Source organism: Microbacterium sp. KSW4-4 (genome assembly GCF_023091185.1).
GTDB classification, from domain to species: Bacteria; Actinomycetota; Actinomycetes; order Actinomycetales; family Microbacteriaceae; genus Microbacterium; species Microbacterium paraoxydans.
The window spans coordinates 1-23,084 of sequence record NZ_JAHWXJ010000001.1 but is presented as its reverse complement, the minus strand read 5'-3'; the positions used below and the strand labels follow the sequence as shown (position 1 = coordinate 23,084).

Here is a 23,084-nt window from a genome sequence, read left to right as displayed (position 1 = left end):
GGTCGCAGCAAGATTAAACAGCGCGGGCTCCAGCTTCGGGGCACCGGTCAGAACCGGGGCGACGATGGTCGGTGTGCTACACAGCGCAAGCGCTCGCGGGCGAGCGGCGGGCACTCCTCAACACTATCAGAATCCAAGGGTGCCCTAAGACCGCGGGGCGGTGTCCGCCGGGCCGTCCGGGGCGTCGTTCACCGCTCCCGGGGCGCGGTCCTCCGGCACCTCGGTGGGCAGCGTGGTGTCGCTGACGTTCGGCAGCCGCATCTGGGTGAGGACGACGACATCGATGATGAGGGACATCAGCACCCCGGCGACGATCGACAGGAAGAACACCATCGGCTCGATCCACGGCTGTCCGGCGAGCAGGATCATCACGACGACGAAGACCCCGAGCTTCAGCAGCCAGCCGCCGAGGACGATCGCGAAGAAGAGCTGCACATAGAGCGGGTCGCCATACCACCGGTTGGCGATCAGGATGCTCAGCCCGGTGATGCCGAGGAACAGCGCGGCCAGGAGCACGCCGAGAAGGCCGCTCACGAGCCCCTCCCCCTGCGCGACCGCGAAGCCGATCCCGCCGGCGACGAGAGCCAGCACGACGGTTGCCACCGCCGACCAGACGAGCGTGCGACGCAGGATCGGGGTGCTGGAAACGGGGCTGGGACTCATCGGGGCTCCAGGGGGATCGGGTCGGGCGCAGCGCCCGCGGCGGTCTTGCGTCGGCGGGTGGGGCTCAGGGTGATGACGAGGCACGCGGCGATGCCGACGACCCCGAAGGCGACCCCGGGGAGGTACTGGCCAGGCCAGTCCTCACGGGCGCCGACGTACATCAGGAGGACGGCGAGGGAGATGACGGCCGTCCAGGCGTAGAAGATGAGGACCGCATCGCGGTCGCGGTGCCCGAGGTCGAGCATCCGGTGGTGCAGGTGCTTCCGGTCCGGGGAGAACGGCGAGCGGCCTGCGCTCATCCGACGCAGCACGGCGAGCCCGAAGTCGAGCAGCGGGAGGAGCACGACGAGCAGCGGAAGCAGGATGGGCAGGAAGGCGCCGATGAGCTGCGAGCGCCCGAGGCGCTCCGGATCCAGGGCGGACGGATCCATCTGCCCGGTGATCGCGATGGCCGAGGTCGCCATGAGCAGACCGATCACGAGCGCACCCGAGTCGCCCATGAAGAGCTTCGCCGGACTCCAGTTCAACGGCAGGAATCCGAGGCACGCGCCGATGAGGACCGCAGCGAGGAAGGTGGAGAGGTTGAAGTAGCTCGACGCGCCGGAGTCGCGCGTGAAGATGTACGAATAGGCGAAGAAGACCCCGTTGGAGATCAGGCAGACGCCGGCGACGAGGCCGTCCAGCCCGTCGATGAAGTTCACGGCGTTCATGACGATCACGATCGCGAACATCGTGATCGTGATGCTCAGCCAGCTCGACACCACGATGAGGTCGCCGAACGGCAGGGAGAGGATCTGCAGACCGCCGCCGACCGTGATGATGCCTGCGGCGAGGAACTGCGCGCCGAGCTTGATCATCCAGTCGATGTCCCAGAGATCGTCCATCACCCCGATCACGGCGATGAGGAGCGCGGCGGCGAGGATGGACCACATGGTCTGCGGGGGCGTCCAGATGCTCTGGAAGAAGGGGTTGGCTGCCGAGACCGCGAAGGCGGCCACGATGCCGAGGAAGATCGCGACGCCGCCGAGGCGGGGTGTCGGCGTGGTGTGCACGTCGCGCTCGCGGATGCCGGGATACAGCTTGAAGCGCAGGCTCAACCGCCACACCGCCCACGTCAGCACGAAGGTGATCGCGGCGGTGACGATGATCGTGAAGAGGTACTGCTTCACGAATCCCCGTCCTGCGGCTCCGGCTCGAGCAGGTCGCCCAGGACCTCGCGCAGCTGCTCCCTGGTCACGACGCCGTCCCGCAGGATCCGGACGACGCCCTCCTCGGTATCGGGGCCGCGGCGCACGAGAGAGGTCGCGTCGACGATCGTGGAGGCGACGCCGTTCCTGCTCATGCCGTCGTCCAGGTACACCGCGACGCTGTCGCCCAGCATCTTCTCCGCGTCGAGCGCGGAGATCGCCGCCGCCTTGCCGGTGAGGTTGGCGCTGGACACCGCGAGCGGTCCGGTCTCGGCCAACAGCTCGAGCACCACCCGGCCCTCGGGCATGCGGACGGCGACCGTGCCCTGGGTCTCCCCCAGATCCCACACCAGCGAGGGCTGCGCCGGCAGCACGATCGTGAGTCCCCCGGGCCAGAACGCGTCGACGAGACGCTGGACGGGCTCCGGAACAGCCTCCGCGAGGGCCGTCAGCGTCTCCTTCGTGCCGACGAGCACGGGCGGCGGCTGATTGCGGCCGCGACCCTTGGCATCCAGGAGACGCTGCACCGCGGGCGGCGAGAAAGCGTCGGCGGCGACGCCGTAGACGGTGTCGGTGGGGATGACGATGAGGTCGCCGCGGCCGATCGCCTGACGCGCATTGCGCATTCCGGCGAGCAGCTGCGCCTCGTCGCTGCAGTCGAAGATGGGGGACATGACGGTTCGATTCTACGCGGGGCGGGTTCGGGACGAGCTCGACGACTGCTGATCAGGGACGAACGGCGGTGGTGGCGCGATCGCGCAGCGTCAGATCGCGATGGGTGGCCGCGGCCCGCCAGCCGTCCGCCGCGAGCAGCTCCCGGATCGGAGCGCCCTGCAGTTCTCCGTGCTCGATCACGAGGGTTCCGCCGGATCTCAGCAGGCGCAGAGCCCTGGTGCTGAGCACCCGGACGACATCGAGCCCGTCCTCTCCGCCGTAGAGCGCGAGGGCGGGGTCGAACAGCCGGACCTCGGGGTCACGGGGGATCGCCTGTGCCGGCACGTAGGGCGGGTTCGAGATGACGACTGCTGCCGTACCGTCCAGTTCCGGGAACGCCTCCGCGAGGTCCGACAGCACGAGCGTGAGGTTCTCGACGCCCTCGACGTTGCGGCGGGCCCAGGCGTGCGCCTCCGGAGAGAGTTCTGCGGCGTAGACCCGCGCATGCGGCACCTCGGTCGCCATCGCGAGCGCGATCGCACCGCTCCCGGTGCCGAGATCGACGCCGATCGGGGAAGGATCGCCCGATCCCAGGAGAGCGTCGATCGCATACTGCACCACCGTCTCCGTCTCGGGACGCGGGACGAAGACGCCGGGACCGACCGCGAGCTCCAGGTGCCGGAACGGTGCCGTTCCCGTGAGATGCTGCAGCGGCTCCCTGCGCGCGCGGCGGGCGACGAGGGCGTCCAGCGCCGCCGCGTCGTCATCGTCGAGCCGGTCACCGCGGATCACCGCCGCCTGCACCTCTCCCCGGCGCTGTCCCCGGACGTGCCCGGCGAGCAGCTCCGCGTCGACGAGGGGGTCGGGCACGCCGGCGTCGGCGAGACGCTGCGCGGCGGCGCGCACGGCGGCGGCGAGGGAGAGGTCGGGCATGGCTCCAGCGTAGAGTGCGCGGCCGTCACAATGCCCCGTGCCCCATCGCGCTCGCCTAGGCTGGAGCGGCAGCGCACCCGCACAGGAAGGCTCCCCCATGTCCGGCATCCACCCCGACATCACCACCGCTTTCGGGAACACCCCGCTCGTCCGCCTCAACCGCGTGACCGAGGGCCTCGGCGCCACCGTGCTCGCGAAGCTCGAGTACTACAACCCGGCGTCGAGCGTGAAGGACCGCATCGGCATCGCCATGATCAACGCGGCCGAGGCGGCCGGCGAGCTCTCCCCCGGCGGCACCATCGTGGAGTCGACGAGCGGCAACACCGGTATCGCCCTCGCCATGGTCGGCGCCGCCCGCGGCTACCGCGTCATCCTCACCATGCCCGCCTCGATGTCGAAGGAGCGCCGTGTGCTGCTCAAGGCCTTCGGCGCGGAGATCGTCCTCACCGACCCCACCAAGGGCATGAAGGGGGCCATCGAGGAGGTCAAGCGGATCGTCGACGAGACCCCTGGCGCCGTCTGGATCCGCCAGTTCGAGAACGCGGCGAACCCGCAGATCCACCGCGAGACCACGGCGCAGGAGGTCCTCCGGGACACCGACGGCGCAGTCGACATCTTCATCGCCGGCGTCGGCACGGGTGGCACCGTCACGGGCACCGGGCAGGCGCTGAAGGCGGCGAAGCCCGAGGTCCAGGTCATCGCCGTGGAGCCCAAGGACTCCCCCGTCCTGACCGAGGGGCACCCCGGACCGCACAAGATCCAGGGCATCGGCCCGAACTTCGTGCCCGATGTGCTCGACCGCGACGTGCTCGACGAGATCATCACGGCGGAGTTCGAGGACTCCCTGCGCGTGGCCCGAGAGCTCGCCGCGAAGGAGGGACTGCTGGTCGGCATGTCCTCCGGCGCCGCCGTCTCGGCCGCGCTGACCGTCGCCGCGCGCCCGGAGAACGCCGGCAAGACCATCGTCGTGATCATCCCGGACACCGGCGAGCGGTACCTCTCCACCGCCCTGTTCGAGGATCTTCGCGAGGACTGAGGTCGTCGATGGGCATGATCGGGCGAATGCGCGAGGACATCGCCGCCGCGCGCCTTCGCGATCCGGCCGCGCGCAGCGCGCTCGAGGTGGCTCTGCTCTACCCCGGCCTGCATGCTGTCTGGGCGCACCGCGTCTCCCACGCGCTGTGGCGGCGACGCTTCCGACTCCTCGCCCGTGCCGGGTCACAGGTGTCCCGCTGGCTGACCGGCGTCGAGATCCACCCGGGAGCCCGGATCGGCCGGCGCTTCTTCATCGACCACGGCATGGGCGTCGTGATCGGCGAGACCGCGGAGATCGGCGATGACGTCCTCATGTACCACGGTGTGACCCTCGGCGGTCGGACACGGGACGTCGGCAAGCGGCACCCCACCTTGCAGGACGGCGTCGCCGTGGGCGCGGGGGCGAAGATCCTCGGCCCCGTCACGGTCGGCGCCCGCTCGGTGGTGGGTGCCAACGCCGTGGTCACGAAGGACGCACCCGCCGACAGCGTGCTCGTGGGCGTGCCGGCGAAGCCGCGCCAGCGGAGCGCTGGTGAGGACACCAGAGCCCTGCTGACCGCCCCGGACTACTCCATCTGACGCGCCGCCCGGCGACCGGCGTTCTTCGTCACTGCGCGACGAAGAACGGGACGGCGCCGACCAGGATGCCGATCCCCAGCATCACGAGCGACACGATGACCGCGCGCCACAGCACCTTGCGGTGATGGTCTCCGAGGTTCACTCCGGCGAGGGAGACGAGCAGCAGGATCGCGGGCACGAGCGGGCTCTGCAGGTGCACCGGCTGTCCGGTGATCGAGGCCCTGGCCATCTCGACGGGGTCGATGCCGAAGTTCGCGGCACTCTGGGCGAGCACCGGGAGGATCCCGAAGTAGAAGGCGTCGTTCGACATGAAGAACGTGAACGGGATCGACAGCACGCCCGTGATCGGAGCGAGGAAGGGCCCGAGCGCGGGCGGCAGCACGTTCGTGATCCAGGTCGCCATGGCGTCGACCATGCCGGTGCCGGAGAGGACTCCCACGAGGACTCCGGCCGCGATGACCATCGACACGACGCCGACGATGCTCGGGGCGTGCGCGACGATCTCGGCCGCCTGCTCCTTGATGCCGCGGAAGTTGACGACGAGGGCGATGCCCGCGCCGACCATGAACACGTAGGGCAACGGCAGGATGTCGATCACCAGGAGCACCATGACCGCGACGGTCAGGAGGAGGTTGAACCAGATCAGCCGCGGACGCAGGGTCGGCCGGGCCGGGTCCAGCATGGTGTCGGCCATCGCCGTGTCCGCGGGGTCGACGCTCCCGGCGGCGACCGGAGCGTGTCCGCCGGCGACGACGACGAGGTTGCCGGTGCGCAGCGAGGCGCGCGCGCCCGGCTTGAGCTCGGCGCCGCGGAAGATCCGGGGCACCGAGGAGAGGACGCCGCCGTCGGCTCCGGTGAGCCGGCCGTCCGCGTCGATCCGTCCCAGGCGCCGCCGCTCCCCCAGGCCGAGGAGCCAGGCGAAGCCGAGCGTCACGACGATGCCTGCGCCCAGAGCGGGGAGCATCGGCACGAAGATCTCCGTCGGCTGCACACCGAGCGCGGTCGCGGCGCGCACGGTCGGGCCGCCCCACGGGACGATGTTGAGCGTGCCGTTCATGAGTCCGGCGACGCAGGTGAGGACGACGGGGCTCATGCCGAGGCGCAGGTAGATGGGCAGCATCGCGGAGGTCGTTATGATGAACGTCGTCGAGCCGTCGCCGTCGAGGGACACCGCGCCCGCGAGGATCGCCGTCCCGAGCACCACCTTTGCGGGGTCGTCACCGAGCACCCGCGTGATCAGCCGGATGAGAGGGTCGAAGAGTCCGACGTCAATCATGATGCCGAAGAACATGATCGCGAACATCAGCAGCGCCGCCGTGGGCGCCATGGTGCCGATCGAGTCGAGGATCATGTCGCCGAGCCCGAGCCCCGCTCCCGCGAAGAGCCCGAAGGCGGTCGGCACCAGGATCAGGGCCACCATCGGGGTGAGGCGCTTGGTCATGATCAGCGTCATGAACACGAGGACCATCGTGAAGCCGAGGATGACGAGCACGCCCTCCGGCGGCACGAAGGCCACGTCGTAGGTCGGTGCCTCCTCCTCGGCGGCAGCGATCAGCGCGGTCGATGCGTGGAACATGCGTGACTCCTTCGTCGTCGCTCCGTCATCGCTGACGGATCCTGACGAGGCTAGGGAATCCGGGGACGCGGAGCGCGGTATGCCGCATAACCGCGCCTTGTGCGCGTACCGTGACTTCTGCGCATATTGCGCGATGGGAGGAGGTGGCGATGGCCCCGCGGAGACGGGTCCGGTTCGCGACCCGCGCGCTGCTGCTCCACCTCGCCGCCGTCGCCCTGGTCGTGACGCTGTGCACGGGCGTGTACCTCGCCCTCGCGGTTCAGCAGTTGCGCGCCGAGGCGGAGTCGACCGCGCTCGGCATCGCGAGGACCCTGGCCGAGGATGCGCAGGTGCGGGCGGCGGTCGCCACCATCTCCGCCTCGGACGACGAGCCGGACGCGGAGGCGCTGCGCGACGGAGACCTGCAGCAGATCGCCACGGACGTCATGGCCCGCACCGGGGCCCTGTTCGTCGTCATCACGGACGATGAAGGCATCCGTCTTGCTCATCCCCTGCCGTCCCGGATCGGCGAGGTGGTGAGCACCCCCTTCGCCGCGGTGCTGGCGGGCCACGAGGTGGTCGACTGGCAGACCGGCACGCTCGGCGAGTCCGCCCGCGCGAAGGTGCCGGTGCGCGACGACTCCGGCACGCCGGTCGGCGAGATCAGCGTCGGGTTCGAGCGCGCGGGTGTGTTCGACGACCTGCCTCCCCTACTCGCCGCTCTCGGTCTCACCGCCGCCGGCGCGCTCGCCCTAGCCCTCCTGACCTTCCTCCTCCTGCGCCGCCGCTGGGAACGGTTGACCATCGGCGTGCAGCCCGAGGAGCTGGTCGCCCTCGTGCAGAATCAGACGGCGGTGCTCGACGGCGTCGGCGACGGCGTGCTCGCGGTCGATCAGGACGGTGTCGTGCGCGTGAGCAATGCGGCGGCGGACCGGCTCCTCGGGCTTCACGATCCGGTCGGCCACACCGTGGACGCGCTCCCGCTCCCGCCGGTCGTGCGGGATACCGCCACCGGGGCTCGCGACCGTGCGGAGGCCGTCGTCGGCGACCGGATGCTGTACCTCGAGTCGCGCGCGGTGCGACGCGACGGGCGCGCGCTCGGCGAGGTGCTGATCGTGCGCGACCGCACCGACCTCATCGCCCTGACCGAGCGGTTGGAAGCCGTCCGGACGATGACCTCCGCGCTGCGTGTCCAGCGCCACGAGTTCGCGAACCGCCTTCATGTGGCCGCGGGCCTCATCGACGCCGGTCGTGTCGACGACGCCAGGGCATTCCTCGACGAGCTGGTGAGCCGCGGTCCGGTGGCGTTCCCCGTCACCGGACTCGACCTCGTGCGCGACCCGTTCCTGCACGCCTTCCTCGGAGCCAAGGGCGTCGAGGCCGCCGAACGGGGCGTCGCCCTGCGGATCGGAGACGAGACTCAGCTGATCGGCACCGTCCGCCGGGCCGAGGACGTGGCGAGCGTGCTCGGCAACCTCGTCGACAACGCGGTCGTGGCCGCCGTCGCGGGCACGCGGGAGCCGCGGTGGGTGGACGTCTCCGTGCTGAGCGACGGTGACGCGCTCATCGTCACCGTGGCCGACTCCGGCGACGGTCTGCGCGAGCCCGACCCGCGGACGAGCACCGTCGAGGACGGAAGCGACGACCCGGTGCACGGGCACGGCATCGGTCTGCCGCTCGCGACGGAGATCGCTCGCCGCAGCGGAGGCGACCTCTGGATCATCGACCCCGGCGGTCCCGGCCACGGCGCGGTGTTCGCCGCCCGCCTCGGGGATGCCGTCGACCCCGCTCCGCGTGTCCCGAAGGAGGACCCATGACCGAACCGCTGCGCGCGCTCATCCTCGACGACGACTTCCGGGTGGCCGATCTGCACCGGACGATCGTGGACGACCACCCCGGGTACGCCGTGACCGGGACCGCGCGGTCCTGCGCCGAGGCACGCGACCTCGTGCGCTCGACACGCCCCGATGTCCTGCTCGCCGACGTCTATCTCCCCGACGGCGACGGCATCGGGCTCGTCCGCGAGGCCGGCGTCGACGCGATCCTCATCTCCGCCGCGGACGACGCCCCCACGGTACGACGGGCGCTGCGGACCGGCGCCGTAGGCTACCTCGTGAAGCCCTTCGAGCGCCGTGCCCTCACCGGGCTCCTCGACCGATACACCCGCTACCGCAATCTGCTCGCGGGCGATCGTGCGCTCACGCAGGAGGACGTGGACCGCGCGCTGGCGATCCTGCACGGGGGCGGCGAGCCGGTCTCCCTGTCGCGTTCGGCAACCGAGCAGCGCGTGCTCGAGGCGCTCGGGGCCGACGAGGCCTCCGCCGCGGAGGTCGCCGAACGGGTCGGCATCTCCCGCGCCACGGCGCAACGGCACCTCGCCGCTCTCGCCGCGCGGACCATCGTCGAGGTGCGGTTGCAGTACGGGTCGACCGGGCGTCCCGAGCACCGGTACGCCGCGCGCACCTGACGCCGTCGCGGCGGCCGCTCAGCCCTCGGAGCCGACGGCGGCGAGACGCGCCTCCTCGTCGGCGGCGATGGCGCTCTCGATGATGGGGTCGAGCGCACCGTCCATGACCTGATCGAGGTTGTACGCCTTGAACCCGGTGCGGTGATCCGCGATCCGGTTCTCGGGGAAGTTGTACGTGCGGATGCGCTCCGAACGGTCCATGCCGCGGATCTGCGACTTGCGTGCGTCGGAGGCCGCCGCATCGAGCTCCTCCTGCTGCTTGGCGAGCAGTCGGGCGCGCAGCACGCGCATCGCCGCCTCGCGGTTCTGCAGCTGTGACTTCTCGTTCTGCATCGACACGACGATCCCGGTGGGCACGTGCGTGATGCGGACAGCGGAGTCGGTGGTGTTCACCGACTGCCCGCCGGGTCCCGATGAGCGGAACACGTCGATCTTCAGATCGTTCTGATCGATCTGGATCTCCTCGGGCTCGTCCACCTCGGGGAACACGAGCACGCCGGTCGTCGAGGTGTGGATGCGCCCCTGCGACTCCGTCGCGGGAACCCGCTGCACGCGGTGCACACCGCCCTCGTACTTTAGATGCGCCCAGACGCCCTGCGCGGGGTCGGACGACGAGCCCTTGATCGCGACCTGCACGTCCTTGTAGCCGCCGAGGTCGGACTCGTTGCGCTCGAGCAGCTCGGTCTTCCACCCCTTCGACGCGGCGTACTGCACGTACATGCGCAGCAGATCCGCGGCGAACAGGGCCGACTCCGCGCCGCCCTCCCCCGCCTTGATCTCCATGATCACGTCGCGGGCGTCGTCCGGGTCGCGCGGGATGAGAAGGCGCCGCAGACGCTCCTGCGCCGCCTGCACGCCCTCTTCGAGGGCGGGGATCTCCGCGGCGAACGCTTCGTCCTCACGGGCCAGTTCCCGCGCCGCCTCGAGATCGTCGACGGCCCCCGTCCACGCCTCGTGCGCCGCGACGATGCGCGACAGTTCGGCGTACCGACGGTTGACGCGCTTGGCGCGCGCCGCGTCGGCGTGCACCGCCGGGTCGGAGAGCTCCTCCTGGACCCGGCGATGCTCGTCGATCAGAGTCTGGACGGACTCGAACACGTCGGACCTCAGCGGATGTTGTTGTCGTGCCCGTGGGCGCCCGAGGGCAGCGTCGGGATCGACTTCTGCATCTGCACGAGGAACTCCACGTTGGAGTGGGTCTCCTTGAGCTTGCCGAGCACGACCTCCAGGGCCTGCTGCGGGTCGAGGCCGGCGAGAGCGCGGCGCAGCTTCCAGGTGATCTTGACCTCGTCGGCCGAGAGCAGCATCTCCTCGCGGCGGGTGCTGGACGCGTTGACGTCCACCGCCGGGAAGATGCGCTTGTCGGCGAGCTGACGGGACAGCCGCAGCTCGCTGTTGCCGGTGCCCTTGAACTCCTCGAAGATGACCTCGTCCATCTTGGAGCCGGTCTCGACGAGCGCGGTGGCGAGGATCGTGAGGGATCCGCCGTTCTCGATGTTACGGGCGGCACCGAAGAAGCGCTTCGGCGGGTAGAGCGCGGACGCGTCGACGCCACCGGTGAGGACGCGGCCCGACGCCGGAGCGGCCAGGTTGTACGCGCGTCCGAGGCGGGTGATCGAGTCGAGGAGCACGACCACGTCGCGGCCCAGCTCGACGAGGCGCTTGGCCCGCTCGATCGCGAGCTCGGCGACCGTCGTGTGGTCTTCCGCGGGGCGGTCGAAGGTCGAGGCGATGACCTCGCCCTTCACGGTGCGCTCCATGTCGGTGACCTCTTCGGGGCGCTCGTCGACGAGCACGACCATGAGGTGGACCTCGGGGTTGTTCTGCGCGATCGCGTTGGCGATCTGCTGCAGGACGATCGTCTTGCCGGCCTTCGGCGGCGCGACGATGAGGCCGCGCTGGCCCTTGCCGATCGGCGCGACGAGGTCGATGATCCGCTGCGTGAGCTTCTCCGGAGCCGTCTCCAGGCGCAGACGCTCCTGCGGGTAGAGCGGGGTGAGCTTGCCGAACTCCACGCGGGTGGCCGCGTCGTCGACGGAGAGGCCGTTGATCGAGTCGACCTTGACCAGCGCGTTGTACTTCTGGCGGCCCTGCTGCTCGCCCTCGCGCGGCTGCTTGATGGAGCCGACGACGGCGTCGCCCTTGCGGAGGTTGTACTTCTTGACCTGGCCGAGCGAGACGTAGACATCGCTGGGGCCGGCGAGGTAGCCGGTCGTGCGCACGAAGGCGTAGTTGTCGAGCACGTCGAGGATGCCGGCGATCGGGATGAGGACGTCGTCCTCGGTGATCTCCGTCTCGAACTCGTCGACCTGGCCGCCGCTGCGACGCTTGTTGCGCTGACGGTTGCGGCCGTTGCCGTTACCCGACTGGTCGTCGTCGGCCGGCGCGTTCTGTGCCTGCTCCTGGCCGCCGCCCTGACCACGGCCACGGTTGCGGTTGCGGTTGCGGTTGCGGCCCCGACCGCCCTGCTCCTCGCCGTTGTCCGCCTCGCCGGATGCATCCTTCGCCGGAGCGTCCGCCTCGGCCTCGTTCTTCGCGGCAGCGCTGTCGTTCTTCGACTCGCTCTTCGCCGCATCGTTCTTGGCGCGGCCGCCCTGAGCAGTGCCCGCCTCGGCGGTCTCCGCCGTGCTGTCGGCCGGTGCGGCCTCGGCCTTCTCGGTCTTCGCCTGCGGGGCCTCGGCGTCCGCCTTCTTCGTACGACGCCCGCGGGCGGACTTGGGGGCCTCGGCGGGCGCCTCGGTGGTCTCGGCGCCCGGTGCCGCTTCCGCCGGTGCGGCCTCGGCCGGAGCCTCGGCGTCCGCCTTCTTCGCCCGCGTGCGGCGCGGAGCCTTCGCCTTCGGGGCCGCCTCCGCCGCCTCGGCGGAGTCGCCGGCAGCCGCAGGGGCCTCCGCCGAACCGGACTCCTCCGCGGCCTTGGCCGCCTTGGCCGCAGCCGTGGCGGTGTTCGCCCGGCGCGGCGCGCGCTTCTTGGCCGGAGCCGACTCGGTCGCCTGCTCGGCGACGGGGGCGTCGGCGGTCGGAGCCGCCTGATCGTTCTGGGTCTCGGAGAGGTTCTCCACGAGTACTCCCTTATAGGTCATGGGAAATGAGCGTGAACGCGCACAACGGGTGCTGCGCACGATCGCACGGGCTGACGCTCGGCGTCAGCCAGCCTCGGCACTTGTGCCTCAGGGGTTCGCGTGCGGGTCTTGCAAGAGATGCAATGGGGCCAGATTCACGAATGCTACGTGGAGCCCTCCGCTCGATCCCCCACTGTACCACCACGGACGTCGACGGCGAGCAGGAGCGCCTCCCACGGGGTGTCGGTCACCCTGTTGGCCACCTCCACCGCATCCAGCCGACTGCCGGGACCGTCGGCGAGCACGAGCACGCTGGGCCCGGCACCGGAGACGACGGCCGCGAATCCCGCGGCGCGCAGCGCCTGCACGAGGCGCTGCGTCTCGGGCATGGCGCCGGCGCGGTAATCCTGGTGCAGCCGGTCCGCGGTCGCGTCCAGCAGCAGCTCCGGGCTCTGCATCAGCGCCGCGATGAGCAGCGCCGACCGGGACACGTTGAACACCGCGTCGGCCGTGGAGACGTGCGGCGGCTGCAGGGAACGGGCCTGCGAGGTGGACATCGTGTAGGCCGGGACGAGGACGAGCGGGGAGACGCCGCGGTGCACGAGGAGCTTCTTGTGCTGCGGGCCGCGCTCCCCCATCCACGCGATCGTGAGTCCGCCGAACAGTGCGGGCGCCACGTTGTCCGGGTGGCCCTCCAGCTCGGTCGCCAGGCGCAGCAGATCGGTGTCGGAGATGTCGACGTCGCCGGCCAGCAGCCCCTTCGCCGCGAGCACGCCGGCGGCGACGGCCGCACCGGAGGACCCGAGACCGCGGCCGTGCGGGACGGCGTTCTCGGCCACGATGCGCAGACCGGGCATCGACCGACCGACGTCGGCGAACACGTGGGCGATCGTCCGGACGATGAGGTTGGACGCATCCTGCGGGATGTCCTCGGCGCCGGAGCCGGAGACCTCGATCTCGAGCTGCCCTGCGGGAAGCGCCGTCACCTCGAGACGGTCGTAGATGCTGAGCGCCAGGCCGAGCGTGTCGAAGCCGGGGCCCAGGTTGGCGCTCGTCGCCGGCACCGTCACCTCGACCGTGCGGCCCACGCGCGCACCGTGCTCCTCGGGGGCGGGAGCCGTGGCCGTCACCGTGGTCACTCGCCTTCCACCCGGAGGACGGACACCACACGAGCGACGACGTCGCTGCCCGCGAGCACGTCCACCGTGTCGCTGAGGGCCTGCTCCGTTGCGCGGTGCGTGCCAATGATGAGGCGCGCGGTCGGCTCGTCCTCCCCCTCGACGGTCTGCACGACGGTCGCGACGGACACCCCGCCGTCGCTGAGGATCCCGGCGACGGTCGCCAGCACGCCGGGGGCGTCGGAGACCTCGAGGGTGATCTGGTACCGCGTCGTGACGTGGCCGATGGGCACGACGGGGAGGTTCGCCCGGGTCGACTCGCCCACGCCGACGCCGCCGGCGATATGCCGACGAGCGGCGGAGACCACGTCGCCGAGCACGGCCGAGGCCGTCTGGATGCCGCCCGCGCCGGCACCGTAGAACATCAGGGAGCCCGCCGCCTCGGCCTCGACGAAGACGGCGTTGTTGGCGCCGTGCACGGAGGCGAGAGGGTGTGCGACCGGCACGAGAGCCGGGTAGACCCGCACCGAGATGGACTCGGCGCCGTCGGCCTCGATGCGCTCGCAGACGGCGAGCAGCTTGATCACGAAGCCCGCCGCGCGGGCCTCCTCGATCATCGACGCCGTGATGGCGGTGATCCCCTCGCGGTGCACCGCATCCAGCGGCACCGCGGTGTGGAAGGCGAGGCTGGCGAGGATCGCGGCCTTCTGCGCGGCGTCGTAGCCTTCGACGTCCGCGGTGGGGTCGGCCTCCGCGTATCCGAGGCGCTGCGCGTCCGCCAGCACGTCGGCGAAGTCGGCGCCCTCGGTGTCCATCCGGTCGAGGATGTAGTTCGTGGTGCCGTTGACGATGCCCATGATCCGCACGACGCGGTCACCCGCGAGCGAGTCGCGCAGCGGACGGATGATCGGGATGGCACCCGCGGCCGCCGCCTCGTAGTACACCGAGGCGCCGACGCGATCGGCCGCCTCGAACAGCTCCGGCCCGTGGGTGGCCAACAGCGCCTTGTTGGCCGTGACCACGTCGGCTCCGGAGCCGATCGCCTGGAGGATGTTCGTGCGGGCGGGCTCGATGCCGCCGATGAGCTCGATCACGATGTCGGCGCCGAGGATGAGCGACTCGGCGTCGGTCGTGAAGAGCTCCTTCGGGAGGTCGACGTCGCGGGGCGCGTCGAGGTTGCGCACCGCGATGCCCGCCAGGTCCAGCGCGGCACCCGCGCGGTCGGCCAGCTCGTCGCCGTGGCGGAGCAGGAGGGCCGCCACCTGGGAGCCGACGGCTCCGGCGCCCAGCAGCGCCACGCGAAGTCGTCTGTAGTCAGTCATGGATGCTCCTTCGGTGGTGGGTCATCGTGCTCCCTCAGGGGCGTGCGCCCCGTCGATGCCCGCGTCGCGGGCCAGCAGGTCGTGGACGGTCTCGCCGCGGACGATCACCCGCGAGCGCCCCTCGCGCACGGCGACGATCGGCGGCCGCGGGACGTGGTTGTAGTTGCTCGCGAGCGAGGCGCAGTAGGCGCCGGTCGCCGGGACGGCCAGCAGATCGCCCGGTGTCACGTCTCCGGGGAGGTACTCGTGGTCGACGACGATGTCGCCGGACTCGCAGTGTTTGCCGACCACTCGGCTCAGCTGAGGCTCGGCCGTCCCCGTCCGCGAGGCGAGGCGGGCGGAGTAGCTGGCGCCGTAAAGGGCCGTGCGGGCGTTGTCGCTCATCCCGCCGTCGACGCTGACGTAACGCCTGGTAGCTCCCGAGGCGACCGTGACGTCCTTCGTCGTCCCGACCTCGTAGAGGGTCACACCCGCCGTGCCGACGATCGCGCGCCCGGGCTCGAACGAGAGCGCGGGCACCGCGATGCCCCGCGCCGCGCAGCCCTCGGCGACCGCCGCCACGATGCCGTCGGCCAGCTCGTCGATCGGCGTGGGGTCGTCGACGCGGGTGTAGGCGATGCCGAAGCCGCCACCGAGGTTCAGCTGCGGCACCGGTCCGTCCTCGAGGAGGGCGGCGTGCAGTTCGAGCACGCGCGACGCGGATTCGCGGAAGCCGGCCACGCCGAAGATCTGGGAGCCGATGTGGCAGTGCAGGCCGGCGAACTCCAGCCCCGGGATCTCGCGGATGCGCGCCACGGCGACCTCGGCTTCGGCGAGCGGGAAGCCGAACTTCTGGTCCTCGTGGGCCGTGGCGAGGAAGTCGTGGGTCTCGGCGTGGACGCCGCTGATGACCCGGACCATGACGCGCTGCATGGTGTCCGTACGCGCCGTGATGGCGGCGAGGCGCTCGATCTCGATCGCGCTGTCGACGACGATCGTGCCGACGCCGAGAGCGACCGCGCGCTCCAGCTCGGCGACCGACTTGTTGTTGCCGTGGAACCCCAGCGAGGCCGGCGCGACCCCCGCGGCGAGGGCGACTTCGAGCTCACCGCCGGTGCACACGTCGACGCGGAGCCCCTCGTCGACGACCCAACGGGCGACCGTCGTGCACAGGAACGCCTTGCCGGCGTAGTACACCTGCGCGGTAGTGCCGTGCGCGGACGCGGCGCGGTCGAAAGCGTCGCGGAAGGCCCGGGCGCGGCGACGCACCTCGTCCTCGTCGAGCACGAGGAGCGGCGTGCCGTAGGTGCGGGCGAGCTCGGGCGCCGGCACTCCGGCGAGCACGAGACTGCCGTCCTCGTCGCGCGTGGCCGACGATGGCCAGACACCCGGTGCGAGATCGTTCGGATCCTCGGGGACGACGAGCCAGTCCGGAGCGAGCGTGGCGGCAGAGTCGAGCACGGAACACCAATCGTGGGACGGATCTCGGGCGGAGGCGCACATCGAGTTGCCCCGATTCTAGGGCACCCTCTGTCCCGGCCTGGCCATGGTGACACGCCGCGTCAACCCCCTGGGGAGCGGTACCGCCCGGCTCATAGGGTGGGCATGTGGCAGACACCGACAACCGAGACTCCGAGAACCGCTCCGCAGCCCCGGCCCGCCCCGGGCTCGTCGCCCGCATCACGAGCCCGGTGATCGCCTGGGCCCTGGCTCGGCGACCGGTGAGGGCGGTGCTGCTGTACTCCGAACGACGCGGTCCGATGCTCGCCGACAGCGTGACCTATCGCGCCCTGTTCAGCGTGTTCGCGGGCGTGCTCCTCGGATTCTCCCTCGCGGCCCTCTGGCTCTCCGGCAACCCGGAGGCCTGGCGCGCGATCATCGACGCCGTGCAGTCCGCGGTCCCGGGGCTCATCGGAGAAGGCGGCGTCATCGACACGAAGGACCTCCGGACTCCGGCGTCGTTCTCGATCGCCGGCATCATCTCCCTCGTCGCCCTGATCGGTGCCGCCCTCGGCGCCATCGGCTCGCTCCGCACGGCCATCCGGACCATCGCCGGCACGATCCAGGCGGACATCCTGTGGATCTGGGTCATCGTCCGCAACCTGCTCCTCGCCGCCGGCATCGGGATCGCGTTCGTGCTCGCCGCCGGGATCACGTTCATCGGTCAGCTCGGGGTGACCTGGATCGGCGACCTGCTCGGGGTGCCGTCGGATTCACCTCTGCTCGCCTGGACGGTCCGGATCCTGTCGCTTCTCGTGGTCTTCATCCTCGATGCCGCCCTGATCGTCGGCGCCTTCCTCCTGCTCTCCGGCGTCCGGCCGGCCGCCCGTTCCCTGTGGAGCGGCGCCTTCCTCGGCGCCTTCGGCCTCATCGTGCTGCAGCAGCTCTCCGGACTGTTCGTGGGCGGAGCGACGAGCAATCCCCTGCTCGCCTCGTTCGCTTCCCTCCTCGCCCTCCTGATCTGGCTCCAGCTCTCCACGCAGGTCATCCTCGTCGCGTGCGCCTACATCGTCACGGCCGAAGAGGAGCGCGGCGACCGCCTGCACGAACGGTTCGGCGCGCGGACGTTCGTCCAGCGACGGCTGCAGCGCGCCGAGGTCGACGTCAAGATCGCCACGGCCGAGCTGCGCGACGCCCAGCGTGCGGCGGCCGAGGAGAACGGCACCGCCGCCCCGGAGTGATGCCCTCGTTGTGACCGGAATCGATAGGATGGTCACAACGAGAGGGGACGCATGTCCGCACCACGACGGCACACCGTGACCGTTCCCGGCGCGGCGGTGTCGGTCCTGGAATGGCGCCCGCCCGGGGAGATGCAGCCGCCCGTGCTGCTGCTGCACGGCGGCGGGGCCGACAGTGCGGAGCTCTCCTGGGGCGAGGTCGGGCCGGCGCTGGCGGCGGCCGGGCACCGCGTCGTCGCGCCGGACCACCCGGGCTTCGGACGCAGTTCACACCTCGATGCACCGCTGACGCAAGAGCGCCTGGTGCAGTATGTCGGCGACCTCGTCGATGCCCTCGGGCTGCACGCCTACGCCATCGGGGGCCTGTCGATGGGCGCGGGGATGGCGCTGGGCCATCTGCTCGACCGCCCGGACGGAGCGCACGCCGCCGCCCTCCTCGGCAGCTATGGTCTGATGCCGCGCCTGACGGACGGCGCCTTCGGGCCCCTCTCCCACCTGTCGACGTTCCTGCTCCTGCGTTCGGGCCTGCTCGGTGCGATGACACGCGTCTACGCACGCGACCGCAAGGCGATGACGCGAGGCCTTCAGGATCTCGTGCGCTCCCCCGACGCCCGCACCCCTGCTCTCGTCGACGCGGTGCTCGCCGAGGCTGCGACCGGCTCCGGTCTCAGGACCTTCGGCGGCTGGCAGCGCGACCAGGTGCGGCCGCTGCGGCTCCGCACCGACTACCGTGATCGACTCGCCGAGATCCGCGTCCCCGTCCTCCTCGTGCACGGCGACCGCGACTCCGGCGTCCCGCTCCGACGGGTCGAGGCGGCCGCGGAGAGCCTGCCGGACGGGCAGCTCTTCGTGGCCCCCGGCGCCGGGCACTGGGTGCAACGGGACCGTCCCGACCTCGTGATCCCCGCCCTGCGCGAGTGGTTCGCACGAGGCTCCGATGCCTAGGCCGCTCGTCCCGGACCGCCGGGCACGCATCCTCGACGCGGCGGAGGGGATGGTCCTCGCGGAGGGGTTCGACACGATGAGCGTCGCGGCGATCGCCCGCGTGGCCGGTATCGGCAAAGGCGCCGTCTATCTGGAGTTCGCCGCGAAGCGCGACATCCTCGACGCCCTGCTCCAGCGCGGAACCGCTCGGATCACCGACGCCGTCGCCCGCACCGCCGGACCGCAGCCCTCGCTCAGCGCCCTCTACCGCGCCACGGCGGCCGCGCTGCTCGACGACGAGCTCATGACGGCAGCGTTCCTCGACGATGCGGGAGTGCTCGGCGCGCACGTCGCCACGCAACCGACCTCCCGGTACCGGACACGTCACGAGCGGGTCGTCACCGGGATCCGTGACCTCCAGCGTCAGGGCCGTATCGTGCCGGACGTGGAGCCCGAAGCCCTCGCCCTCGTGCTCTCCAGCGCCACCCTCGGACTGCTCTCCGCGGCCCGAACGCTGGGACCGCTCGACCGGGGCACGCTGAAGAGCGCCATCGACACGGTCGGCCGCATGGCCGCGAGCTTCGAGACGGAGTGACATGCATCACGAGACATCGGGTCCCCCGGGAACACCACCGCTTCTGCTCCTGCACGGCGGCGGCGTCGCCGGCTGGATGTGGGAGCCGCTGCGCACGCACCTCGATCCTGCGCGGCGGGTCATCGTCCCTGATCTTCCCGGTCACGGCCGCAGCGCGACCGAGGACTACGCGTCGCACGAGGAGACGGTGGCGGCGCTCGTCCCCCTGCTGGAGCAGGAGACGGGACCGGCCACGGTCGTCGGATTCTCCCTCGGCGCGCAGCTCGCCGTCCTGCTCGCGGCACGACGCCCGGACCTCGTCGCCGACGCCGTCGTCATCAGCGCCCAGGCAGAACCGCTGCGCGCCATCCGACCGACCCTCGCGCTGCTCCGCCTCACGGCCGGGCTCGCCAGGAACGAGCGCTTCGCCCGTCTGCAGGCGCGCGAGCTGTTCATCCCGGACGCGCTGCTTCCCCGCTATCTGGAGACCTCCGCCGCCATCTCACGCACGACCCTGCTGCGCGCCGTCGAGGAGAACCTGCGTTTCACGCCCCCGCCCGCGTGGAGCACGCACCCCGGCTCGGCACTGGTCCTCGTCGGAGGCGACGAGAAGCCGCTCATGCGCCGTTCCGCCGCGCTGCTGAACCGTGTCCATCCCCGCAGCACCCTCGAGGTCCTCCGTGGTTGCGGACACGGCATCCCCCTGCAGCGGCCGACGGAGCTCGCCGCACGGCTGCAGGAGCGCCTGCCCGATTGAAGCGGGGTCCGGTCAGCGGTCGCAGGACCCCTTCTCCTGGAGCGCCTCATCCGTGACGATCGCCCCGTCCACGTCGATGTCGATCACGGCCTGATCGTCGACGATCTCGACCCCCGTCAGCGTGAGACCGGCCGGGAGCTGGTCCGCGATGCACACCCGCCGCGGCTGCGTGATCCCGTGACCGAGGGAGCCGAGCGACGACCCGACGCTGTCGAGATCGATGTCGACGCCGCCGATGCTCGCCGCCACCGGGGTGAGTTCGAGGTCGCCCTCGACAGCCCCCGGAGTGAGGGTGACGGAGACCGGGACCGCGGTGCCGAGCACGTCGAACGAGCCTCCGAGGGTCGCGTTCGGTGCCGCGAACTCCACGGTGTCGACCGGGAGCTCCGAGTCGGCGAGCAGAGCGGTGAACTGCTCCTGGTCGATGCGGATGGTGCCGTCGGCGCCGTCGAGGTCGCCGCCCCGCAGCGGAACGCCGGTCGCCGTGACGTCAGCCGCACCGGTGATGCCCTGCAGCGTGACGGCGTCCGTCGACAGCCGCAGGGTGTCGAGACGACCGGCGAGCAGCTGTGGGAGGAGGACCCCCTCGGTCTCGACGTCCAGCTGCTGGTCGGCAGGGAGGTCGAGCTGCTCGATGACGATCGAACGCACGACGCCGGGCAGTACCGCACGGGCGACGAGCTCCGACGCGACCACGAGGGCCGCGACCACCACCACGACGATGAGGACGACCCACGGCCACCGGCGCCGCCGCGGCGCTGAGCCCTTCCGCTCGCGACCGTCCGCCGGGTCCGGGACCACGAGCGTCGGGTGCTCGTCCGAGGGCTTCGGGTACGGGAGGGTCGGGTTGTCGTCGCTCATGGCGCTCCCTACATGCGCTCGGGCGCGGAGACGCCGAGCAGGTCGAGCCCATTGCGGAAGACCTGGCCGGCGGCGTCGTTCAGCCACAGGCGCGTGCGGTGCACGTCCTCCACCGGGGCGTCGCTGAGCGGGATCACCCGGCAGTTGTCGTACCAGCGGTGGTACAGCCCGGCGAGCTCCTCCAGGTAGCGCGCGACGCGGTGCGGCTCGCGCACCTCGGCGGCGAACGCGACGATGCGCGGGAACTCCTGGAGCGCGCCCAGCAGCGCCGCCTCGGTCTCGTGCGTGAGGGTCTCCGGGGCGAAGACCGAGCGGTCGATGCCGGAGTCGGCGGCGTTGCGCGCGACGTTGTGGGTGCGGGCGTGTGCGTACTGCACGTAGAACACCGGGTTGTCGTTCGTGCGCTTCTGCAGCAGCTCCGGGTCGAGGTCGAGCGGCGAGTCGGCGGGCGAGCGCTCCAGCGAGTAGCGCAGCGCGTCCGTGCCGAGCCAGTCGAGCAGGTCGTCCATCTCGATGATGTTGCCGGCGCGCTTGCTGAGGCGGGCGCCGTTGATCGAGACCATCTGGCCGATCAGCACCTGGATGTTCTTCGCGGGGTCGTCGCCCGCCGCCCCCGCGACCGCCTTGAGACGGTGCACGTAGCCGTGGTGGTCGGCGCCGAGCAGGTAGATCTTGTCGCGGAAGCCGCGGTCGCCCTTGTTCAGGTAGTAGGCGGCGTCGGCGGCGAAGTAGGTGTACTCGCCGTTCGAGCGGCGGATGACGCGGTCCTTGTCGTCGCCGAAGTCGGTGGTGCGCACCCAGACGGCGCCGTCCTCGTCGAACACGTGGCCCTGCTCGCGCAGACGGTCGACGGCCTGGTCGATGAGGCTGGTGCCCGAGGCGTCCTTCGCGTGGAGGGTGCGCTCGGAGAACCACACGTCGAAAGGCACGTTGAAGCGCTCGAGGGAGTTCTTGATCTCGGCGAGCTGGTACTCGTAGCCGAGCTCGCGGGCGACGGTGAGCTGGTCCTCCTCGGGGAGGTCGAGCAGGTCGGGACGGGCCTCGAGAACGCGACCGGCGAGCGTCGCGATGTACTCCCCCGGGTAGCCGCCCTCCGGCGTGGGCTCCCCCTTCGCCGCGGCCAGCACGGACGCGGCGAAACGGTCCATCTGCACGCCCGCGTCATTGATGTAGTACTCGCGCACCGCACGGGCGCCGCTCGCGAGGAGCAGGCGGACGATCGCGTCGCCGAGGGCCGCCCAGCGCGTGTGCGCGATGTGCAGCGGTCCGGTGGGGTTCGCCGAGACGAACTCCACGTTGACGCTCACGCCCTCCTGCGAGGAGTTCGTCCCGTAGGCGGGACCGGCGTCGACGATGACCTTCGCGAGCGCACCGGCGGCCGCCGCGTCGAGGCGGATGTTGAGGAAGCCGGGGCCCGCGACCTCCACGCTCGCGATGCCGTCCACATCGGCCAGTCCGTCGGCGATCTGCTGGGCGAGCTCGCGCGGGTTCGTGCCGAAGGGCTTGGCCAGGCGCATGGCGATGTTCGAGGCCCAGTCGCCGTGGTCGCGGTTGCGCGGGCGCTCCAGCACGATGTCGGCGGCGGAGAGGTCGAACGGCTCGCCCGGACGTCGTTCCTCGGCGATGGGGGCGAGGACGGCGAGGAGGGCGTGGGCGAGCGTTTCAGGATTCATAGATCCCCCAGTTTACGGGGGTGCGCAGGCCCGTTCCGTCGCCCCGTGTCCCGCGGAGTTTGCGATCCGTCCTCCGTGATCTACTCTCACACCATGAACGCCCCCGCCGCCCCTCGTCGACTGCGCATCGCGGGCATCGGCGCCGCCCTCCTCGTCGCCGTCGCCGCGGGCGTTCTCGGAGTCTGGCGGCCCTGGGTTCCGGCGCCGTCATCCCTCCCGGTCGGCGCCGCCGCCGGAGACGAGTCCGCCGCGGTCATCGCCCCCGCGCCGCTCGTGCTCCCCGACGAGCCGACCGTCCTCGTGTTCGGTGATTCCTGGACCTACGGTTCGGCCGCCTCCGACCCCACGCTGGGCTACGCGTACGTGCTCGCCGACCTCCTGCACGGCTCGACCATCGTCGACGGCGTCCGCGGCAGCGGCTACCTCAAGCCCGGGATCGACGGCCCCGACTTCGGCGACCGCATCGCGGCGCTGGACCCGACCCTCGATCCAGACCTCGTCATCATCCAGGGCTCCATCAACGACCGGGCGCAGGGCGAGGCCGGCTACCGCGAGGCCGTGACCGCCGCGTGGGACGCGCTGACGGCGCTTTATCCGGAGGCGGCGATCGTGGTCCTCGGTCCCGCGCCGCACGAGCTGCCGGTGGGCGCGCAGACCGCACGGATCGACCGGGATCTCGCAGCTCTCGCCTCGGCCCGCGGTTGGTGGTACATCTCCCCGATCGAGCGGGACTGGATCACCGAGGACAACTACCTCGCCGTCATCGACGTGGAGGTAGGACGCAAGCATCCGTCCACCGACGGCCACCGCTATCTCGCCGAAAGGCTCGCCGCGGCGCTCGACGAACTGCGCGCCGCGCCGGTCACGGAGGCCGGTGGGTCGGAGACCACCCCCGACGAGTGATATTGTCGATCGGTACGCCTCCGTAGCTCAGTGGATAGAGCGCCGGTTTCCGGTACCGTAGGTCGCAGGTTCGACTCCTGTCGGGGGCACTAGAAAACACTGGGCGAGCTAGGAAAACCCCGGCTCGCCAGTAGCCAAAACTGTAGCCACCTCGATTTTCGAG

At 71.1% G+C, this 23,084-nt stretch carries 21 protein-coding genes and 1 tRNA gene; 10 read left to right on the top strand and 12 right to left on the bottom strand.

Annotated elements, in window-relative coordinates:
• Positions 1–144 precede the first annotated feature (144 nt).
• The 4 genes from KZC57_RS00110 to prmC are packed head-to-tail and all read right to left on the bottom strand — an operon-like array spanning position 145 to position 3,437.
• Positions 145–663: a hypothetical protein gene (locus KZC57_RS00110; protein ID WP_105949612.1), complete on the bottom strand. Its 519-nt coding sequence runs from the start codon at positions 661–663 to the stop codon at positions 145–147.
• Positions 660–1,832, bottom strand: coding sequence for an MraY family glycosyltransferase (locus KZC57_RS00105; protein WP_071328370.1), 1,173 nt, complete (start codon positions 1,830–1,832; stop codon positions 660–662). The genes KZC57_RS00110 and KZC57_RS00105 overlap by 4 nt, the downstream gene beginning before the upstream one ends.
• Positions 1,829–2,524: an L-threonylcarbamoyladenylate synthase gene (locus KZC57_RS00100; RefSeq protein ID WP_105949611.1), complete on the bottom strand. Its 696-nt coding sequence runs from the start codon at positions 2,522–2,524 to the stop codon at positions 1,829–1,831. The genes KZC57_RS00105 and KZC57_RS00100 overlap by 4 nt, the downstream gene beginning before the upstream one ends.
• Before the next feature lie 52 nt (positions 2,525–2,576).
• Positions 2,577–3,437 (bottom strand): peptide chain release factor N(5)-glutamine methyltransferase, encoded by an 861-nt coding sequence (gene prmC / locus KZC57_RS00095; protein ID WP_060922510.1) that lies wholly within the window; start codon positions 3,435–3,437, stop codon positions 2,577–2,579.
• 97 nt (positions 3,438–3,534) lie between these two features.
• Between prmC and cysK the strand changes: the two genes are divergently transcribed.
• Both cysK and epsC read left to right on the top strand, forming a co-directional pair.
• The gene (gene cysK, locus KZC57_RS00090; RefSeq protein ID WP_247640790.1) at positions 3,535–4,473 is read left to right on the top strand and encodes a cysteine synthase A; all 939 of its coding nucleotides are present in this window, start codon (positions 3,535–3,537) and stop codon (positions 4,471–4,473) included.
• An 8-nt stretch (positions 4,474–4,481) separates the two neighbouring features.
• Entirely contained in the window at positions 4,482–5,051 is a 570-nt protein-coding gene (gene epsC, locus KZC57_RS00085) for a serine O-acetyltransferase EpsC (protein WP_144880929.1), read from the top strand.
• Positions 5,052–5,079: 28 nt separating this feature from the next.
• On the opposite strand, the gene KZC57_RS00080 is transcribed toward epsC, so the two are convergent.
• Entirely contained in the window at positions 5,080–6,627 is a 1,548-nt protein-coding gene (locus tag KZC57_RS00080; RefSeq protein WP_060922513.1) for a CitMHS family transporter, read from the bottom strand.
• 149 nt (positions 6,628–6,776) lie between these two features.
• Here KZC57_RS00080 and KZC57_RS00075 point away from each other — a divergent pair, with 149 nt between their 5' ends.
• Together KZC57_RS00075 and KZC57_RS00070 are read left to right on the top strand one after the other, a co-directional pair.
• On the top strand, positions 6,777–8,423 hold the full coding sequence (locus KZC57_RS00075; protein ID WP_247640789.1) for a sensor histidine kinase: 1,647 nt from the start codon (positions 6,777–6,779) through the stop codon (positions 8,421–8,423).
• A complete protein-coding gene (locus tag KZC57_RS00070) occupies positions 8,420–9,073 on the top strand; it encodes a response regulator (RefSeq protein WP_144880928.1) in 654 nt (217 codons plus the stop codon). Before KZC57_RS00075 ends, KZC57_RS00070 begins: the two co-directional genes overlap by 4 nt.
• An 18-nt stretch (positions 9,074–9,091) precedes the next feature.
• Here the strand turns inward: KZC57_RS00070 and prfA are convergent, their stop codons facing one another.
• From prfA to lysA, 5 genes are all read right to left on the bottom strand, one after another.
• Positions 9,092–10,171: a peptide chain release factor 1 gene (gene prfA, locus KZC57_RS00065; RefSeq protein WP_071328361.1), complete on the bottom strand. Its 1,080-nt coding sequence runs from the start codon at positions 10,169–10,171 to the stop codon at positions 9,092–9,094.
• 8 nt (positions 10,172–10,179) lie between these two features.
• Positions 10,180–12,132 (bottom strand): transcription termination factor Rho, encoded by a 1,953-nt coding sequence (gene rho / locus KZC57_RS00060; protein WP_374206605.1) that lies wholly within the window; start codon positions 12,130–12,132, stop codon positions 10,180–10,182.
• A gap of 164 nt (positions 12,133–12,296) precedes the next feature.
• On the bottom strand, positions 12,297–13,262 hold the full coding sequence (gene thrB / locus KZC57_RS00055) for a homoserine kinase (protein ID WP_234024239.1): 966 nt from the start codon (positions 13,260–13,262) through the stop codon (positions 12,297–12,299).
• 5 nt (positions 13,263–13,267) lie between these two features.
• The gene (locus KZC57_RS00050) at positions 13,268–14,572 is read right to left on the bottom strand and encodes a homoserine dehydrogenase (RefSeq protein ID WP_105949605.1); all 1,305 of its coding nucleotides are present in this window, start codon (positions 14,570–14,572) and stop codon (positions 13,268–13,270) included.
• 21 nt (positions 14,573–14,593) lie between these two features.
• Positions 14,594–16,012 carry a diaminopimelate decarboxylase gene (lysA, locus tag KZC57_RS00045; protein WP_231919604.1) on the bottom strand — a complete coding sequence of 473 codons (1,419 nt, stop codon included), beginning with the start codon at positions 16,010–16,012 and terminating at the stop codon, positions 14,594–14,596.
• A 146-nt stretch (positions 16,013–16,158) separates the two neighbouring features.
• Between lysA and KZC57_RS00040 the strand changes: the two genes are divergently transcribed.
• From KZC57_RS00040 to KZC57_RS00025, 4 genes are read left to right on the top strand one after another with little or no spacing between them, the layout of a single operon-like run.
• Positions 16,159–17,232 carry a YihY/virulence factor BrkB family protein gene (locus KZC57_RS00040; protein ID WP_247640787.1) on the top strand — a complete coding sequence of 358 codons (1,074 nt, stop codon included), beginning with the start codon at positions 16,159–16,161 and terminating at the stop codon, positions 17,230–17,232.
• Positions 17,233–17,283: 51 nt separating this feature from the next.
• Positions 17,284–18,174: an alpha/beta fold hydrolase gene (locus KZC57_RS00035; RefSeq protein WP_247640786.1), complete on the top strand. Its 891-nt coding sequence runs from the start codon at positions 17,284–17,286 to the stop codon at positions 18,172–18,174.
• The gene (locus KZC57_RS00030) at positions 18,167–18,748 is read left to right on the top strand and encodes a TetR/AcrR family transcriptional regulator (protein ID WP_060922233.1); all 582 of its coding nucleotides are present in this window, start codon (positions 18,167–18,169) and stop codon (positions 18,746–18,748) included. Before KZC57_RS00035 ends, KZC57_RS00030 begins: the two co-directional genes overlap by 8 nt.
• 1 nt (position 18,749) lies before the next feature.
• Entirely contained in the window at positions 18,750–19,484 is a 735-nt protein-coding gene (locus KZC57_RS00025) for an alpha/beta fold hydrolase (protein ID WP_247640785.1), read from the top strand.
• Positions 19,485–19,496: 12 nt separating this feature from the next.
• Here the strand turns inward: KZC57_RS00025 and KZC57_RS00020 are convergent, their stop codons facing one another.
• On the bottom strand, positions 19,497–20,345 hold the full coding sequence (locus KZC57_RS00020) for a DUF2993 domain-containing protein (protein WP_247640784.1): 849 nt from the start codon (positions 20,343–20,345) through the stop codon (positions 19,497–19,499).
• 8 nt (positions 20,346–20,353) lie between these two features.
• Entirely contained in the window at positions 20,354–22,018 is a 1,665-nt protein-coding gene (gene argS, locus KZC57_RS00015) for an arginine--tRNA ligase (protein WP_060922230.1), read from the bottom strand.
• 93 nt (positions 22,019–22,111) lie between these two features.
• Here argS and KZC57_RS00010 point away from each other — a divergent pair, with 93 nt between their 5' ends.
• Together KZC57_RS00010 and KZC57_RS00005 are read left to right on the top strand one after the other, a co-directional pair.
• On the top strand, positions 22,112–22,921 hold the full coding sequence (locus KZC57_RS00010) for an SGNH/GDSL hydrolase family protein (RefSeq protein ID WP_247640783.1): 810 nt from the start codon (positions 22,112–22,114) through the stop codon (positions 22,919–22,921).
• Between the two features lie 16 nt (positions 22,922–22,937).
• A tRNA-Arg gene (locus KZC57_RS00005) sits at positions 22,938–23,010 on the top strand.
• Positions 23,011–23,084 lie beyond the last annotated feature (74 nt).

What these genes read in the sequence shown, in the direction of transcription:
- KZC57_RS00110 (WP_105949612.1), bottom strand. Translation starts at nt 663, where the DNA reads ATGAGTCCCAGCCCCGTTTCCAGCACCCCGATCCTGCGTCGCACGCTC.
- KZC57_RS00100 (WP_105949611.1), bottom strand. Translation starts at nt 2,524, where the DNA reads ATGTCCCCCATCTTCGACTGCAGCGACGAGGCGCAGCTGCTCGCCGGA.
- prmC (WP_060922510.1), bottom strand. Translation starts at nt 3,437, where the DNA reads ATGCCCGACCTCTCCCTCGCCGCCGCCGTGCGCGCCGCCGCGCAGCGT.
- cysK (WP_247640790.1), top strand. Translation starts at nt 3,535, where the DNA reads ATGTCCGGCATCCACCCCGACATCACCACCGCTTTCGGGAACACCCCG.
- epsC (WP_144880929.1), top strand. Translation starts at nt 4,482, where the DNA reads ATGGGCATGATCGGGCGAATGCGCGAGGACATCGCCGCCGCGCGCCTT.
- KZC57_RS00080 (WP_060922513.1), bottom strand. Translation starts at nt 6,627, where the DNA reads ATGTTCCACGCATCGACCGCGCTGATCGCTGCCGCCGAGGAGGAGGCA.
- KZC57_RS00075 (WP_247640789.1), top strand. Translation starts at nt 6,777, where the DNA reads ATGGCCCCGCGGAGACGGGTCCGGTTCGCGACCCGCGCGCTGCTGCTC.
- KZC57_RS00070 (WP_144880928.1), top strand. Translation starts at nt 8,420, where the DNA reads ATGACCGAACCGCTGCGCGCGCTCATCCTCGACGACGACTTCCGGGTG.
- KZC57_RS00050 (WP_105949605.1), bottom strand. Translation starts at nt 14,572, where the DNA reads ATGACTGACTACAGACGACTTCGCGTGGCGCTGCTGGGCGCCGGAGCC.
- KZC57_RS00035 (WP_247640786.1), top strand. Translation starts at nt 17,284, where the DNA reads ATGTCCGCACCACGACGGCACACCGTGACCGTTCCCGGCGCGGCGGTG.
- KZC57_RS00030 (WP_060922233.1), top strand. Translation starts at nt 18,167, where the DNA reads ATGCCTAGGCCGCTCGTCCCGGACCGCCGGGCACGCATCCTCGACGCG.
- KZC57_RS00025 (WP_247640785.1), top strand. Translation starts at nt 18,750, where the DNA reads ATGCATCACGAGACATCGGGTCCCCCGGGAACACCACCGCTTCTGCTC.
- KZC57_RS00020 (WP_247640784.1), bottom strand. Translation starts at nt 20,345, where the DNA reads ATGAGCGACGACAACCCGACCCTCCCGTACCCGAAGCCCTCGGACGAG.
- argS (WP_060922230.1), bottom strand. Translation starts at nt 22,018, where the DNA reads ATGAATCCTGAAACGCTCGCCCACGCCCTCCTCGCCGTCCTCGCCCCC.
- KZC57_RS00010 (WP_247640783.1), top strand. Translation starts at nt 22,112, where the DNA reads ATGAACGCCCCCGCCGCCCCTCGTCGACTGCGCATCGCGGGCATCGGC.